At 58.0% G+C, this 16,244-nt stretch carries 10 protein-coding genes; 1 reads left to right on the top strand and 9 read right to left on the bottom strand.

The genetic code is table 11. From position 1 onward, the window contains the following. Positions 1–386: 386 nt before the first annotated feature. From AV059_RS03135 to AV059_RS03095, 9 genes are all read right to left on the bottom strand, one after another. The gene (locus AV059_RS03135; RefSeq protein ID WP_228841721.1) at positions 387–2,504 is read right to left on the bottom strand and encodes a type IV secretory system conjugative DNA transfer family protein; all 2,118 of its coding nucleotides are present in this window, start codon (positions 2,502–2,504) and stop codon (positions 387–389) included. A 95-nt stretch (positions 2,505–2,599) separates the two neighbouring features. Beyond that, positions 2,600–3,355 (bottom strand): relaxase/mobilization nuclease domain-containing protein, encoded by a 756-nt coding sequence (locus AV059_RS03130; RefSeq protein WP_058992271.1) that lies wholly within the window; start codon positions 3,353–3,355, stop codon positions 2,600–2,602. Continuing rightward, a complete protein-coding gene (locus AV059_RS03125; RefSeq protein ID WP_058992269.1) occupies positions 3,352–3,825 on the bottom strand; it encodes a hypothetical protein in 474 nt (157 codons plus the stop codon). The genes AV059_RS03130 and AV059_RS03125 overlap by 4 nt, the downstream gene beginning before the upstream one ends. Next, a complete protein-coding gene (locus AV059_RS03120; protein ID WP_004966056.1) occupies positions 3,822–4,199 on the bottom strand; it encodes a hypothetical protein in 378 nt (125 codons plus the stop codon). Before AV059_RS03120 ends, AV059_RS03125 begins: the two co-directional genes overlap by 4 nt. 5 nt (positions 4,200–4,204) lie before the next feature. Further along, on the bottom strand, positions 4,205–7,459 hold the full coding sequence (locus AV059_RS03115) for a VirB4 family type IV secretion system protein (protein WP_058992266.1): 3,255 nt from the start codon (positions 7,457–7,459) through the stop codon (positions 4,205–4,207). Continuing rightward, positions 7,459–9,144 (bottom strand): hypothetical protein, encoded by a 1,686-nt coding sequence (locus AV059_RS03110; protein ID WP_058992265.1) that lies wholly within the window; start codon positions 9,142–9,144, stop codon positions 7,459–7,461. Before AV059_RS03110 ends, AV059_RS03115 begins: the two co-directional genes overlap by 1 nt. Positions 9,145–9,146: 2 nt before the next feature. Continuing rightward, complete coding sequence (locus AV059_RS03105) at positions 9,147–9,989, bottom strand: hypothetical protein (protein WP_058992263.1); 843 nt, start codon at positions 9,987–9,989, stop codon at positions 9,147–9,149. Beyond that, the gene (locus AV059_RS03100; RefSeq protein WP_058992261.1) at positions 9,986–12,061 is read right to left on the bottom strand and encodes a hypothetical protein; all 2,076 of its coding nucleotides are present in this window, start codon (positions 12,059–12,061) and stop codon (positions 9,986–9,988) included. The genes AV059_RS03105 and AV059_RS03100 overlap by 4 nt, the downstream gene beginning before the upstream one ends. Positions 12,062–12,068: 7 nt before the next feature. Beyond that, positions 12,069–12,524 (bottom strand): pilin, encoded by a 456-nt coding sequence (locus AV059_RS03095; protein WP_058992258.1) that lies wholly within the window; start codon positions 12,522–12,524, stop codon positions 12,069–12,071. Between the two features lie 955 nt (positions 12,525–13,479). Here AV059_RS03095 and AV059_RS03090 point away from each other — a divergent pair. Then, positions 13,480–16,167, top strand: a complete 2,688-nt coding sequence (locus AV059_RS03090; protein ID WP_228841719.1) for a replication protein H — start codon at positions 13,480–13,482, stop codon at positions 16,165–16,167. The last annotated feature ends 77 nt before the right edge of the window (positions 16,168–16,244 follow it).

Raw genomic sequence — 16,244 nt, 5'->3', positions numbered from 1 at the left:
ATCCACTGTCTCTTCCTTTGTTCTATCTCTTATGTTTTTCTTCTTATGTCTCTCGCGCCTCCGCCGGGATATACACGACAAGGTAAAGAGTGTAGTTTGTATCCGATTCTGGGCGATTCATACCCATGCCGTCCTGCGATTTGCTGATGATTCGTCGCTGTGTTTGAGTGATTCACCGTGATTCAGATTGGCAAATTACCGACGCCGTCTTGCAATTTCGCATATAGAATAGTCCGAAGAAAGTAACTTCAATAACTTTGATACAAATCGAGTGCTACAGTCTCGACAGGACCCGGTTACCAACTTGTAGAGAAGCACCACCACGTCACGGAAATGAGAAATATATAGAACTTCTTATAATTAGAACACGGGGAAATTGATGTAGGTCACATGAACTCAGATGGCCTGCGTCGCTCTCCGCTTGCCTCAGTTTCGTCCCGTTCTTCACTCTTGTCAGTATCAGTCTCCGTGTCCGATTCATCAGGCGATTCACTCTCTTCCTTCTCAGCAGAGTCCGTCTCGTCACTGCTGGGACCTGAGACCGTCTCAGGGGAGTGGTCGCCATCGTCATCGGGCAGCTGTTGGTCCTGATCCGCGCCACCAGAGTCACCCTCTAAATCTGATACATCTGGGTGGTCTGTATCCGGTGACGTGACGGCGGTGTTTGCTGTTGTCTGGTCGAGTGGGTCGGTCGACTCGTCGTCGCCCACCCCATCTGTCGCGTCGGCAGTCGGCTCGACTTCGGAGTCACGATCCGGGCCACTCTCTCTGGACTCATCGTCGTCGTCATCACCAAGTGACCCATAGAGCACATCATCAAGTCGGGCCCGAGTAAACGAGAACCAGCTGTCACTCTCGATGTCGGTGTCATCCTCAGTGGGTTCCAGCTCCGAACTGCCCGGCGACTCCGCACCCTGTGCCGGAAGGCTATCGCGAACGCCGGCCAGTTCGTAGGACTGTCCGTGGACCCACGTCGTCCGCGAGACGGCAACGCACTCACCGGGCTGGAAGTCTCGGAGCAGGCCGGACGTGACCGGCGTTTTGTCCTTCTCTTTGTACGTGTCCCGAGCCTGCGTTCGTGGGTTTTCGCCGCGCCCTTGGTGGCTCATCGACACCATCTCGGAGCGGTCATACTGCCGACTCTCGCCGAGTTCGTCGAGGATGAAGTCCGTCGACTCAGTGTCACCCGGACCGAAGTAGACTCCCTGCGGGCAGTTGCCGACAATCCCGGAAATCGTACTGTACGTGTCCTTGAGCTGGCCGATTGTCTGTACTCCGACCAGTGCCCGAGCCTTGTGTTTCCGGCCTCGGGCCGTAAGATTCGTCACCTGAGTAAGCGCCGGCAGCGCGTCAATCTCGTCGAGGATGTGGACCGTCGGGTTTGAAGCATTCATCGCGTAGCGGATCGACCAGTCCACGAGCAGTTGGTACATCGGCCCAAGCGTTTCCAGTTCCGTTGGGTTCGAGTCGATGATGAGGACTCGGCCTTCCGGGTTCTCGATGTACTCTTGCAGGGAGAACTCTCCGTAGTCCCCGAAGTCGCCGGTGAAGACGGGGTCAACGTTCTCCTTGATGGTCTGGTAGACGTTCTGTGCGCCTTTGCCCTTGTCAGGGTCGATATGACCCGAATCCAGCCGGTCGAACTCGTCCAGTGCCTTCTTGAGCGCGATGTGGCCCTCGTTGAGTAGTGAGACGATATCGGCGTGACAGAGCGCGTGACGGCGACTGTTCTTTTTCGCGCTGAGATGCAGGTACATCAGCATCTCCGCGAAGGTCTGTTTGGCGGGCCGATGGAATGGGTCGTGGCCGTCGGCTTCGCCGAAGATCGCGCCGGCGACCTCGCGGAAGTCCGACTCTGAATCGGCGTCCTTGAACAGATTCCAGACCACATCGCTGTCTTCGTGCCGAATGCGCTGAACCTCAAAGCCTAGATCGGCGTAGAACTCTTGAAAGTCCTCGCCGGTATCGTGGGCAATGACTGCCGTGTTACTGTAGTACGGGAACTGGTAGGCCAGCAGCTTCATCATCGACGTCTTCCCGCTCCCGGTTTCCCCTACGACGGCTGTAGAGACATCTTGATCGAGCGTGAACGGCATTTCGGCCTCTTCGTGTTCGTGAGAGACCTCTTCCAGCGGGACAACGGACTCTCCGTCGTCGTGGTCCCACTGGTTCATCGCGAGCATTTCCGGCGAGGTCCGGCGGAGCAGTTCCCCGGAGAACACGATACCGATTGAGATGGCATACAGGATCACTGTGGTCGAGTACGAGACCATCGGCAGCGATAGCCCCGGCACGGTGAAGTCAGCGAACAGTGTCCCGACCGAGATGGCAGCCAGAACGTGTGCGAACGGGAACAACAGCGCTGCGCTGGGAGTCTGGACAAGCACGTCGTAGAAGAACGCCGTGCTGATGAGTCCAAAGCCGAGGTAGATGTAACGCCACGCCCAGAACCGCTTCGGAAGGACCTTGTCACTATCGACGATCATCGGCGGGAACAGCAGCATAAATCCGGCCCAGACGAACCCGACGACGTTGTCGTACTTGAGGCTATTCGGCACCTCGCCAGAGCGTTGGCCTGGTGGTGCAGAAGAACTAGAACTCACTGCCACCACCCAACTTCGCGTTCGGGTTCCTGCTCGCGTTCAAGATCAACTTCGGGTTCGCGTTCAGTTGCTGCCTGTTCTTCGGCCCTCTCCGCAGCACGTTCTGAGAGTGGTTCAGTTTGGCGCTCATCGCGCGCTTTCTCAGCCGTGGGATGTCCGACGTCTTTCTGCTGACTCTTCTCAGTCGCCCGTTTGAGCGCTTTTTCCGCTTCGGGGTTCAGCGATAGTTCTTCCTCATGATACTGCTCCCGTGCTTCTTGATCCACGACCCGACCGATGTCCTCCGGAGAATCACTGGCGGCAGCCGTTGGGTCTCGCGTTCGAGCCGGTTCTTCAAACGCGGTTTCCGCCCGTTCACTGAGTTTCTGGATGTCTTCTAAATCCATTTCCAGCTCTGCCTGCTTCCCAGTAGCTGCGACATGTGCATGAGGAAAGTCTGTATCCCGGTGGACAGCATACACATAGTCGGTTGTCGGCTGGCGGGCAAACTCTTGGTTCATTACGTCCCGAGTGTTGGTCTGAACCTCTTGGGGAGAATACTGTCCAGTAGGATCTGGCGAGACGATCAGATGCCGCTGGAATCCGAACTCTCGACTCTTGTCGACAAATCGGTCTACTTCTGGGTCGGACAGTTCTCGGCCGGCCGGGTTCCGTAGATCAACTGTCGCTCCGGCATCCTGGTCTCGGTCACGGCGAATATAATCGACGAGGTTCCCTGCTCCGCTCTGCTGATAGTCCGTTTCTACGATCATGCGCCATCACCCACTGCGCCGGCGGACCCCTGTCCATCTTCGCTGCTACTGCTTTCCCTTGGAAGAATTGCTTCGGACTCGGTGTTGAGCTCCTGTCCAGTGAACCGTTCAGCAAACTTCATCGCAAGCTGTTGCTCGGCAGTAGAGTAGTCGTCTTTAATCAGCTTCCAGATCGAGATAAGATACGCTGTCCGCACTCTCTGGATGTGCCGTACTTCCTCGAGTGTTTCAGACTCAAATTGGTCCAGAGTCTCTCCCAGTTCCTCCTTGAGAGAGTCCAGAATGACTTCTATCTCAGTATCAGTTCCATACCGGCCGTACTGACGCTCCCCAGTTTCACGGTCAATGTGATCCTCGATCATCTCATGACCATACTCCGAGATTGACGTGTCCTCTTCATCGGCCAGTTGTTCAAGCCACTCCCGATTTTCGTCAGTCGTATAGATCTGAATGACAGTTCTCTCACTCATTCTTGACCCTCCTTGTTACGGACGTTGTCTACCTCTTCCTGTAGCTTGTCTGTCGCTTCATCCATCGCAATAGCACGCTCCTCTGAGGAGTAGTCTGTCGAAATCAAGTCCCAGAGAGCTACTTCATAAGCCAACTCTTCAGTTGTCTCAATATCTGCTGCCTTGTTCACTTGCTCTGTCACACTCTCAGCGATCTGTTCCAACTCTGGTTCCAGACCCAGTTCCTCCGCACGCTGATCGTGCAACTCACGGGCAATGCGTTGCTCCGTGGCTTTCAGGATATACTCCGATAGGTCTTCATCTACCTTCCGAGCCTGCCGTACTATCTGATCTCTCTCTTCTGCACTCATCCGTAGCGAGATTATGTCATTCATGTGAATCACTCCGTAGTGTCAAACTCCGCATCAGTCTCTGCCTCGATACCACCGTCAGCGACAACTGCTTCTGGCTGTGTCTGGTCAAGTGCCACAGACACCGCGTCCACCAACTCCTCTTCGCTGAGTCCGTTGAGGACGTGTTCAGCCTTCTCAGGGGACAATCCGTGATTCGTTAGCTCTTGCTCGACTGCCTTCGAGCGTACGAACTCTTCGAAGTCAGCAGCGCGGGAGTCGGCCTCGTGAGCAACAACGTCGAGCGCATCTTCCGCGTCAGCGTCGAGGTCAATGATCTGCTTTTCTTCCCACGACGTCTTGATCGTCAGCGGGTAATCGCCATGTTCGTCGACGCGAACCAGCGCTTGTGAGTAGCCTTGGCCGTCACCCAGTGACTCTTTCCCAGCTTCAGCGTGCTGGATGTAGGACTGCTGTTCGTCCGTCAGTCCAGCGCTTGTTGCTGTCTCGTCGCCTAGCTCTGGCTCACGATGATGCACCTTGATCGGGCACATTCCCGCGATTTCCTCGGCTGCGCCCTTGTCCTCGAACTCAGAGAGCGTCTGGGACAGCATCACCAGTCGCAGTCCGGCGTGGCGCTGGTGCCGCGCAATCTGGTTCAGCGACTCCAAGTTCGCGTCGTCGTTGAACAGGTAGTGAGCTTCGTCGATGATGATCTCGACCTTCTGCTGCATATTTTTCGCCTGCTGGTACAGCGTGCTCAGAAGCAACTGCATGATGAACGACTGCTTGCCGAGGCCACTACCCGAGCCTTCGACCTGCTGGAGGTCCAGATAGACGGCCTTGCTGCTGTCGTCGATCAGCCGCAGGTCCGACTCTTTCGAGAGGTTGCCGAACGTACTCCCCGGGCGGAACGGATGCAGCGCAATCGAGAGTTCGTTTGCGTACTGCTGGATTTTCTGCTGGGAAGATTCCGTCGTCGCTCCCGGGAACATTCCCGGCTCTTCCTGGAGGCGGTCAACCACCTCCAAGAAGTCACTCAGGTTCGGTGAGTTCTCTGGCGTATGCGTTGACGGGTCCGCTGGGTCGATATCGGACTCAGTGAATATCTTGTCGATCAGGAACGTGATCAGGCCGCTGTGCATCTCCAGATCGACATCCCGAGATTGGAGGAAGTTCTCGATGACCCCGTACACTTCGTCTTTCTTCGCTGAGACGGGCTGCATATCCGGGGATTGTTCGAGCACATGCTGAGGCGTCGGATGCATCTCACACGGGTTCAGCGGCGTCTCACCGCTGATCGTGATGGTCTTTGCATCCAGCATCTGTGCGCTGCCGTGCATATCCCCGACCGGGTCGATGTAGATCTGCTTGACGTCCGACCGCTTTTTCAGCATCCGCATCGCCCGAGCCTGCGTGCCGTGGGTCTTCCCGCCGCCGGGCATCCCAGTTACCAACTCCGAGTGGCCGGTTTCCAGATCCCATGGGTCGATCAACAGCGAGGAGTCGTTGTGGCCGTGCAGTCCGTACTCGATGCCGTCCTCCATCCGCAGGTAGTTCGACGAGAACGGGAACAGCGACCCGAGCGCTTCCCCGGTCATCGAAGAAAGCCGATTCTGGCCCAGTTCGTTGGCCCCGATCGGCGAGACGGTCACCAGTCCTGCTTCCTGCCGGCGGGTCGTTCGCTTGACCCCACAGTTCGACGGCGAGTCCCGCAGCAGCGTTTCGAGCCGGTTCGTTTGCTTCCGGAGGTCTTCTTCGGTCTCAGCCGTCAGCCGGATGAACGCCCCGACACGGAACAGCGACGTGTGGTTGCGCCGGACCATCTGCCGGATGTACTTTGCCTGGTTGACCTCCTGTTCGATATCCTCCGCTTCCAGCTCCCCCTTATCGTTTTGCAGCATCTTCAGCGAGGAAATCCACTCCTTCATCACCGACACTGCTGTATCAGCGTCGTATGGGTCGATGTGGATTGAGACATCCACAGCGAGGTCCGTATCCAGCAGCAGTTGCTCCAGCATCCCACTCGTCGGATGCTCGGGATACGTCTCGATCCAGAAGCACCGGGTGTACGTCTCCTGATCGATGAGGGCGTGGTCGGCTTCCCACTCGATATCCGTCGGCGCAACCAGTGACCGATGGTTCTCACCGGGCCTATGCAACTGGGAGACGAAGTCGGTCTCGTCGACCTCGTAGTCGGTCCCACCGACGTCGTCGGTGTCCATCCCCTCCGCAGCGTCATGGGCTGCGGCACCCTCGCCGTGCTTGATGAGTTCTCGCGCGGAGTACGTCACCGGAGAGACGGAGGCCGCCTCTTCGTACTCGCGTTCCGACCGCGTTTCGCAGGCCCAGTAGTCCTCGGTCAAGTGCGCCAGTTCGTGGGGGCTGACCGACCGGCTACGGCACCGAAACATATTGTTGACTGCTCTGTCGACGGTTTCGAGCCGGTCGTGGAGCTTCTTGGCTTTGAACTCCTCTCGCTCGGCGTCAGTGAGCGTGTCACTGTCGAACCGAGTGAACAGCCGCCCAATGACCGGTATCCCAGTCAGGTAATCCGCAATAGAGTCGCTGTTCATCTGGAGGTCGTGAATGTCGTCATCAGTGACCCAGACGACGATGTAGTACTTGCGCTGGAGTTCAGTCTCAGTTTCAACGTTGCCGCTGTCGTCGATGTAGCGGTTGACGAACTCCATGAGGACGCCCCGGAAGATCGAATGGCTCTTCGCATCGGGGTCGTCGAGTCGGTCGATATGCGCTTGGATGTGGGACTCGTTGTCGACTTCGGCCGTCGTGACGTGGAGTTTCGCCCGCCCAGTCAGCGACTCTGACAGGCGTGTGAGTGACTTGACGGCTTTGTCCCATTTCTCGTCATCTTGTAGCGACATATTGGCGGGCTCGACTTCGACCGCGCCGACGTACGCTCCGTCGACGCGCTCAATGCCGTGGGGCATAACCCGCTCTAATCGGGTGACCTGCCGAGTATCCTGATTCCCTTGGCCGTGAGTGTACTGGCGCTTTTTGACGAGCCAGAACAGTTTGACCCGCAGCCACTCAGTCAGGCGATAGTGATCTGGCCGGACTTTGTGTAGGATATACAGGAAGACTTCGACGACCGCTGTGAGAGCCAACGTGGGGAAGAACAGCGCCGCCGGCACGAATGGCATCCCCATCGCGACGAGGAAGCCAAACGGCGGGATGAGGAACAGGATAAGTTCCCCCAGCGTGTAGTCGCCCCAGAAGTTAGTCGAATCTCCGAGCGATTCGTGGATGATGTTCGTGTTGTACTCTTCTTCTGAGTCGGCCATTAGTCGTCATCCTCCTTGTGCGGCAGGCCGTCGCGGTACACATCCGGCCCTAATATATCGTCATCAGTTGCAAACACATCCCTGAGCGAGTCGTACGACTCGGACTCATCGGACTCCGTGGTCTCGGTATCGTTCTCGTCAAAGTCATCGTCGGAGAACGGCGGATCAACCTCAGATTCGTAGACTCTGGTATCGCCAGAGTTGATCTGTGTTTGGCGCTCCATCTTGGTTTGGCGCTCCATCTTCGTCTGGCGTTCGCTAATCGGAGTGTCGTCACTCTCGGAGTCACCAGACGAGCCGGACGAGCCGGACGAGCTGGACGAGGTGGACGAACCACCGTTGGTGAATCGGCTGTTGAGGGGACTTCCACTGGACCCGCTCCCGCCGCCAGAGGGCGGTGAGCCACCAGACCCGCTACTGCCACTGCCGCCGCCAGAAGGTGGAGCGGAACCGCCTGATCCACCGGAGCCACCGCCGCTGGAGCCACTGTTGCCGCCACCTCCGGAGCCGTTGGGACTACTGCCGCCACCGGAACCGCTAGAACCCCTCTTCATGCCGGCGGGGTTGGCTGCCATCTGGCGGTGGACCATCTGGGCACCCGTAGCAGCACTGCCGACACGCCCTTTTGCAGCGCCTGAGGCAGCTCGAATCGTGCCACCCGTCGCCATTGCTGCGCCGGGGCCACCGACCGCGCCAGCGCCGGCTGTCGCCGCTGCGCCACCAGCCGCCGCACCGATCTTGAGTGGCTTTTTGCCGCCGGCGAGCGCCTGTTCGCTGACTTGGATTGCCACACGGCTACTGCGCTGGATGAGGACCTTCTGGGACTTTGCCGCCAAGTACAGCGTCACGAGGCTGATGAACAGCGACAGGTCAGAAGCCAGTCCCCAGTTTGTCGCCTCGAAGCTCATGCGGATCAGGATCGCAGGCGGGATGCCTGCAGCGAGGACTCCGGGATATGCGCCGGCGACCTGTTTCGCCAGTCCAGAGAAGCGGTTCAGCGGCCAGACTTCGACTGCCCAGAACGTCGCAACCAGCGGCATCGAGAGGGTCAGCAGGAAGACCAGCAGCCACCGAGTGATGAAGATGAACGCCGCCTTGAGGTAGACGTACAGTCCGACGATCATCAGAACGACGAAGATCCCAAGGCTGAGATCCGCAATCTGCTGGGCTGAGCTGATTAGTGCGGCTGCCTCCTTGGGGGTGTGTGATCCTTTGTACAGTGTTCGGCCAATCGCATCGAAGAACTGCGTCCCCAGCGAGGCTACCGGGAGCCAGAAGAACAGCGAAAGGAAGGCAACACCGAGTCGGCGTAGAAGCTTCTTCCGGATAACCGGGTTCATCGACCCGTATCTAAGCCCGATCATCGCCAGAACAGAAAACTGGATGCCGAGCGCTAACCCAACAATCCCATCGAAATATATATTCGAGATTAACGCGTCCCACGGAGCATTACTCGCAGACTCAAATGCAATGTCGACAGGGGCTGCTGAATTCGGTCCTTCAGGAGAAGGTGTGCCTACCATCGGGTCAATAAGCCACTCAAAGAACCCCTCAAAATACCCAATTATGTCTGTTCTGAGTTGATCAAGGAAGCCACTGATACCAGCTGTAATTGCCGACGAGAGTTCTCCAACCACTCTCTCGACAACCTCCTTCACGATGTCCCCAGCAATTCCCGACTGCATTGCTACGTCTCCGTCTCCGTCTTCGTCGGGGTTGCGGTGACTTCCTCTGGCTCACCAACTAGCGACTTTTTGCACCCATCAGTATTGTTATATTTGATGGTCTGAGAAACTGTAACTGTATCACTCCAAAGGAAGTTAACTGCCAGACGGTGGTTGATCTCAGCTATCTCGCCAGCTTCATCAGCTCTTGCACATATTCCTGGGCCATCCTTGAGGAGAAAATCAAATTTAACGGCAGCAGATTCACCGGGCTCCACTGGTACAAAGCGCTCACTTCTCGTTTCACCATCTAGAAGCGTCTGAGATGCTGCATCTGTGCGTTTCCCCACGTTCCGCACAACCACCGCCAAGCTACCATCGACGAAGTCTGGATGTTCAGCCCCAGGGATAACCTCCTCAAACTCAAACGTGGTGCCCAGTTCGAGTGGGAGTTTAGTTTCGACGTCGTCACCACGGAGATAGAGCGTGTGCTGGCCCCGAGGCAGCGGCTCATTCGAGTCCTCGCCCTCTGTTAGCGAAAGGCGTGTCCGGGTTTCACCGGGGCTGAAATAGTCGCTGACGAACTCCCGCCCGGACTCTGTGATGATGCTGACCGATGAGGGCTCGATCTCATCGGTCACAGCCACTTCCAGAGCCAATTGACGGCCGTTCTCGACAATCTCAATCGACGTCTCTTCGATGTAGTCGGACTGCTCTTCTGGTGGGCCGGCGCTTCCGTCACCTCCGTCACCGCTATTAGACAGCCCGCCACTGCAGCCTGCAAGCGCGGCAAGGCTCCCGCTAAGGAGTCCAAGCACTGTTCTGCGGTCGATACTGCTATTTCGTGGTATATTTTGCTTTGTCATGGATTATACCAACCAACAAGTTTGCCTCTCGTCCAGACGTCGTAGCCATACAGCGCCAGCACAGCCGGCAACAACGTCAGGAGCGTCACTACAGCGAGGTCGATGAACTCCGCAAGGTCGGGGAGATTCACTTCGTAGGCGACCCGCTCTTGGGTGTCTCGTACCGGGACAGCACGCCCTTGCTCCCACCAGATTTGGGCCGGACGATACGTGACTATCGCCGAGGAGACTTCGCCCTGGTCGACGGTGACCGTAATCTCATCATCGCCAGACAGTGGCCGTTCGACCCGGGACTGTCCCGTTGCGACGGTAACGTTCCCTGCCGCAATCGGGAAGCCAGCCGTCGGTTCGACCCGGACCAGCAGGTCCGTCGAGTTGTCAGTCGAGTTGACGACCTCAGAGGTGATGTTGACCTCGCGGATTAGCGTCGGGTTCGTCGAGTCCGCTGGCTGTTCGATGCTGTTCCCGCGAACCAGTCCGTTGATCTCGAAGTTCTCTGTCCGGAGTTGTTCCGCACTCCGAATCGTGAACCGATCTGCCGTCGTGAACGTCTCCGAACGGTTGATCCGAATCTCCGGCGGGAGCGTCGTCCTGTTGGTCGCGTTCGCCGTCGTGTTCACAGTCGCATTCGTCGGATACGTCGCTTCGAGCGACGGCACGAACCGCCAGCCGTCGGAACTCTCATTTTGGACGCGGTTGACCGTGACTGCCGGACCTTCCGTCGTCCGGACAGCATGGGTTTCGAGTGGCCGTACTGGCGTGGTCGTGTTCTCCGACCAGTTCGCCCAGCCGGGCGGTGAGCGGGTATAGAACCGCCACTTGCTCTGGACCTCGTATCCGCCATCGAACTGGACGCTCTGCCAGCTGCCGGGGATTACGGTCCCGATCCGATAGTCGTCGGTCGTGGCCCCTCTGCCGTTCGGGACGACGCCGGGTTCGACGACCATCTCCCGCTCGGAGAGGTTTTCCACCTGGACCGTCCGCGAGTCCGTAACCGTCAGTTCGTACTCGTCAATCTCGTCATCGCCAATCTCCGAGAGATTCGTCGAGATCGTCGTGACCAACTGGAGTTCCGTGGTCCCGTTGATCTCCGTGTAGTTGAGCGTGGGCTGGGCGGCAGTGCTGTTGTCCATCGCAGTGCCGTTGGCGTACAGCGTCGTGTTCGTCGACGTGTCTACGACCTGAAAGTCGTCCTCGAAGAACTCCGAGATGTACACCCGGTAGTCGTGAATGGCACGCACGGTCCCGTTCGCACGGACCAGCCGTTCCGTACCCGACTTTTTGTGGACGACCGTTGATGGCTCGATGCTGAAGAACGCGACGTAGGCGTCACGAATCCAGATGCCAGAGCGAGTGTCCGTGACGTTCACTGGGTGCGAGGCGTTCTCGATGCCAGTCCGGAACGAGTCGTGTTCGGGCCGGTTCCACAGCGTTGTGTTCGATGGTTCGCGAGAGACCATATCTCCCGTGCAAGAGGGGAGGACGGCCAGCGTGCCGTTCTCAGCCCCGGTCCGGTCGGCCCGCGTAAGGTTCGGATGGTCAGGGTCGCCAGACCACAGCGCACGGAAGAACGTGTGGTTGTGGTGGTAGGACCGGTTCGGGGGCACAACGCCTGCTGTCGCGTTTTCTCCCACTGACGCATTGGCCGGCGGGTTCGAGGCGTTCTCGTAGCACGAGACTTTCGCGCTGAGGTTCCGCCTTGCTCCGAGTTCGACGGATCTGTTTGCTTCTGTTTGGTTCGCCGCTGGTCCCTGGTCGGCAGACTCGTTGCCTTCGGTTCCGTTGGCTGTTGTCCTGTTGCCTGCTGTCTCGTTGCCTGCTGGGTCTTGGACGCTGGAGTCGTTGTTGTCAGTGCGATTCGTCTGTGTTCCCTCGCTGTTGGAGCCATTCGGCGCGGTGGCGTTCTGTTGGAGTATCCCCACGCCACCGTGACTCGCGTCGGTGTAGGAGTGTGCCGTCCCCCGCTCAATCTGGGCTGGGTTGCTGCCAGTGGACGCCGGCCCCGCAGCTGCGGCTGTCGAGAGCAGCGAGCAAAGGGCCGCGATCACCAGCAGTGAGCGGAGTGGTAGCATCGTATCTTCAGAATGGCGTCACACAGTCCGAGAAGCCGAAGCCGACGTTGTCCCCGAACTTCGTGATGAGTTCTGGAGCCACGATTGCCAGCACAACGACGCCGAGACCAACCAGCGAGAGGATGAGGTCCCGGCGAGCCTCGTTTTGCTGGTTCGGGTTGCCAGAGGCCCGCATGTACGACAGGCCACTGCGACCGACGAACACCATCGTCGCTGGCAGGCCGAGACCAGCCAGTGCGCCGAAGACGACGTTGACGCCATCCTCGACAGCAGTGTCACAGTAGATGTTCCCGACGTCGGTCTGGCCCATCGCCGAGCCAGCAAACAGCGTGAGGAGCAGTAGCAGTTGGGTCGCCTGTCGCACGCCGGGCGTGAGCCAGGCGTCAGCAAACCGCCGCTTCGCGTGCGTGTAGAGTGTTGGTTGTGCGGTCGATGCGTTCGATGCTGTGGTTTGTGTTGACATAGATATCTCTGTTTTTGCGGTCTTGCTTGCCCGCCGATTCCCCACCGGTAATCCGCTGGTAGCGTTATGTTGGTTTTCTTATACAGTTGGTGAATTCTGTCTTGAATCCACCAGCATGTTATGACAGTGGGATGAACAAATAACTTGTGAACAGAATATAACATTCTAGATTTTGACAGGCAGTATTTTACGTGAATGACGTAGTTTTACGCACCCATGTATACTCAGGCTGTGAAAAATATGTTTGAAAAGTATAATTAACTTAGTCACATGAAAATCCTGATACTGAAAGAATATTTAGAATATAGACTATATATGTCATTATAGTTTCGTCTATACTGTCGGCAAAGTGAAAGGAAAAATACATATAACATAACTAGATATTGTCACATACAAGTGCAACGACTCAATAGGGGACCAGCGAGACGGGACCGCTCCCCACCGACAGCTGGGGAGGGAAATCGCGGATCGCTGGTCCACTCAAGACAGTCAACTAACTCTTGTCTGACGTGCGGCAGACAAACTAGCCGCGGTGTTTAAGACAGGAGCGGCCAAACCAAATCAACATCAAGCATACGGAAAACACTCACCGCTAATCGGTGAGAGGCAGGACGCCGGGGTCGCGCCAACGACCCCGGCTGAAAAGGTGAGCCTACTATCGTTCTCACCTACTGCTTCTTGCCGTGATGAAATAAGCGTTGCGCCCGAACAGAGAGAGCCATCTCTGCGCTGTGTTTGGGTCTAGTCGCGTCGGCAGATAGCTGTGAGACTGTCGTAATCGCCGGACATGACGAGCTTCGACGTTCGCCCCGAGGGGTCGATAGACCCTACCGCACGACTATCACTCGGCCCAGAGGCCATAACGAGTCCTACGGCTCTCAATCGCGCCCTTTGGGAACCCGACACACAACTCTCGGATGCACTCTTGACAGCGCTACGCCAACTGCTCGCGGATGTGCCTCGCGACAAGTGGCGGGCGACACTGATCGAAGAGTGCGGTGTCACGGCACTTACTGACGAGATTCCCGGCACGGAAAACGAGTACCACTACGCGACGCTGGCCGCCCAAGCAGCCGACTCACAGTTGCAGTGGTTCCGGCTGCTGGAAGTGTCTCGCCAGCTCGGTGGAGCAACATCTATCGGGACCCATTCATCGCTTGCTGATGTGCTTGAGGGGCCGATCACGATGCTTGAGGCCGCCGACGTCCAGCCAACGCTTGCCGTCGACGTGCGTGAGTTGTGGGACCTCTCTCGAACACAACGCACGGCGCTGATCAAGTTTCTCGTCGAACTGAGTGTTGGTATCGAGATCGTCCTGACGAACGCGACGCCACGAGTCCAGCGACATCTCCTCTCCGAGTTTGATAAGGTGCTGCCGGCCAGCGTTATTCAGTCTCTGGAATCGTGCCTGCACGGGTCCGACGCCGTGACAACGCGAACAGAACAGCGCCGCCAGCACGTCCGAAATCTCTTGGCCGACCGAGGGGCAAACCATGAGGACTGGAAGCGCCTCTACGCCGTCGCAGATGCCACAAAAGAGGAACTGACCTACGATGCTCTCCAAAGTCACACGCTCTTGGAGTGGTCCTCTCGCGAAGCGATACGCGCGTGGGTGAAGCGGATGGCTGACGCCGATCTGGTGAAATCCTATGGTACACACGAACGGACTGTTCGCCTGCTGCCAGCGGGCTATGCGTTGCTGGATGAACACCCAGACTCCTCTCTCGAAACCTCGTCTGTCCCCTCTGATGGCGGTACGGGCCGTATTGACGAGAGCACGCAAGGAGTGGGTACCAGCCAGCGGGCCGATTCACCCGGCGTTACTGACCCCCCAAAATCTCCGCACAGTTCCGTGTACACCCCAACCGCCAAAGGAGAGGAGGGGGACCGGCCCGACAGCGAGGCCGCGACCGCCACCCGCGGCGGCTCCAGCACCACGCCGTCCGTCTCGTTCCTTGACGGTCACATCCACGACGCAGCGGTCTCAGCGGCCGCTCCCGGCGAAATCGCGCTCTCGTCCCGCACGGTCGACTCGACTGGGGACTCTCGTGGGGTCGGTTACTCATTCCTAGAGGAGCGCGACGAGGTCGTTGTTGAGGTTGAAGCAGCCGGCTACCAGGCCCACACACTGGTCCGTCTTTGTGCGGCGTTACTCTCGGAACCGGCGTTTCAGAAGGTCTTAACGCAGAACAGACTCGCTGGCGGGCCAGACCGGTCTGGTCTTGATGGACTCCCAGTGACTGACCCGTATCTACTCCGGGACGGCGGCTGTCTGGGCTACCTACGAAACCAAGACGCCGACGCGAAGGGGCTTCAATCCCGGCTTCGACAGGCTCGCGACGGCCTACTATCGATGAGTGTTGACGTCGACGTTGAGGACGACAGCAACGACGAGAACAACGGCCTGTCAATGTTGGCCCGGACCGCACACGGCCTGCTCGGCACTGTCTCTCGAATCTATGATATGCTGGGGGTCGACATCACCCGTGTCCTCAAGATTCCTGAGTGGGCTGTCTCGGATGGCTGCCGCCGGGATCACCTCGCGAAGATGATCGCAACCCAGACCGCCGTGTCCAGTCGCTACGGGCTCTATTCCGCGTATCGTGTCCTCTACGAGGACCGCACAGACAAGCGGTCCCAACTTCTCGCGACGCCTGACGTCGATGCAACTGACCCAACCGGCGACACGACTGGCAGCTGGGTCTTGGCCGGGCCGACCGTCGATTCGATGCGCTCGAACCTCGAAAATCTTGACGAGTATCTCGATCTTCAGGACGAGGCTGACGGGTTCTCAGCGTTCATACTGAATGTCGATATCGTCAACGGTGATCGTCGCGACGCCGTCGCCACTGCGCTGTCCCGGCAACTCAGCCTCAAATCGCTGAAACCGACCCGAGAGACGGTTTCGATCCTCCATGCACTGACGAGCGATGCCTTCGCTGCGGCACGGGCCGTCTCCTATCTCGGTGCCGAGACGGACCGGCCACGGACCCTCACGACCGACGATCTCCAGTATGCGCTGTCGATGCTCGATGCCGCCGAACTCTTACCCGATATCGGCCCCCGATCTGTCTCGGAAACTGTCGCGATACTGCTGGATGTCGATGAGCCCCTGGCAACGGGTGACCTTGCCGACCTTCTGGACGTCTCGACACAGACGCTTCGGAACAATGAGACGTACTTTGCCGACCTTGAGGCTGCCGGCGTCATCCAACGCGAGGATCTTGGGCCGGGTCGAGCGACGGAATGGCGGATTTGCCTGTCGTTCAATGGTGAGGACAGCGGTTCGCGGGCTACGATCCCTACCCCTGAGGTGGACACAACGGCCTACGGGCCGGCGTTCTCCGACGAAATGGCCGTTATCGCCGAAGTTCTCTACGAACTAGGACACCGGGAGATCGACTACGGCGGTGAACTGACGCTGACTGTGACAGGACGCGGTGATCGGTTCGACGAGTGGCTGGAGTTGCATCCAGATGTCAGGCCAGTGCTGTCGCTGGTCGCTCACCTGCAGGGGACGACGCTCGAAAAACTGACTGAGACGGGTGACACAGTCCGTTACCAACCCCCCAAATCGGTCGTGCTGGGGCTTGATCCCGATCCAACGACAACGCAGACTTCGCTCGTCAATTCTGCAAACTAGAGAGCAATCCGCCGATCTGGATGATTCCCTCTACGCGGTTGTGATTAGCGCGATAATCACGACCAAATTGGGAGTGG

Origin of the sequence: Haloarcula sp. CBA1127 (genome assembly GCF_001485575.1) — an archaeon.
Lineage (GTDB): Archaea > Halobacteriota > Halobacteria > Halobacteriales > Haloarculaceae > Haloarcula.
This window is presented reverse-complemented; position numbering and strand designations above follow the sequence as displayed.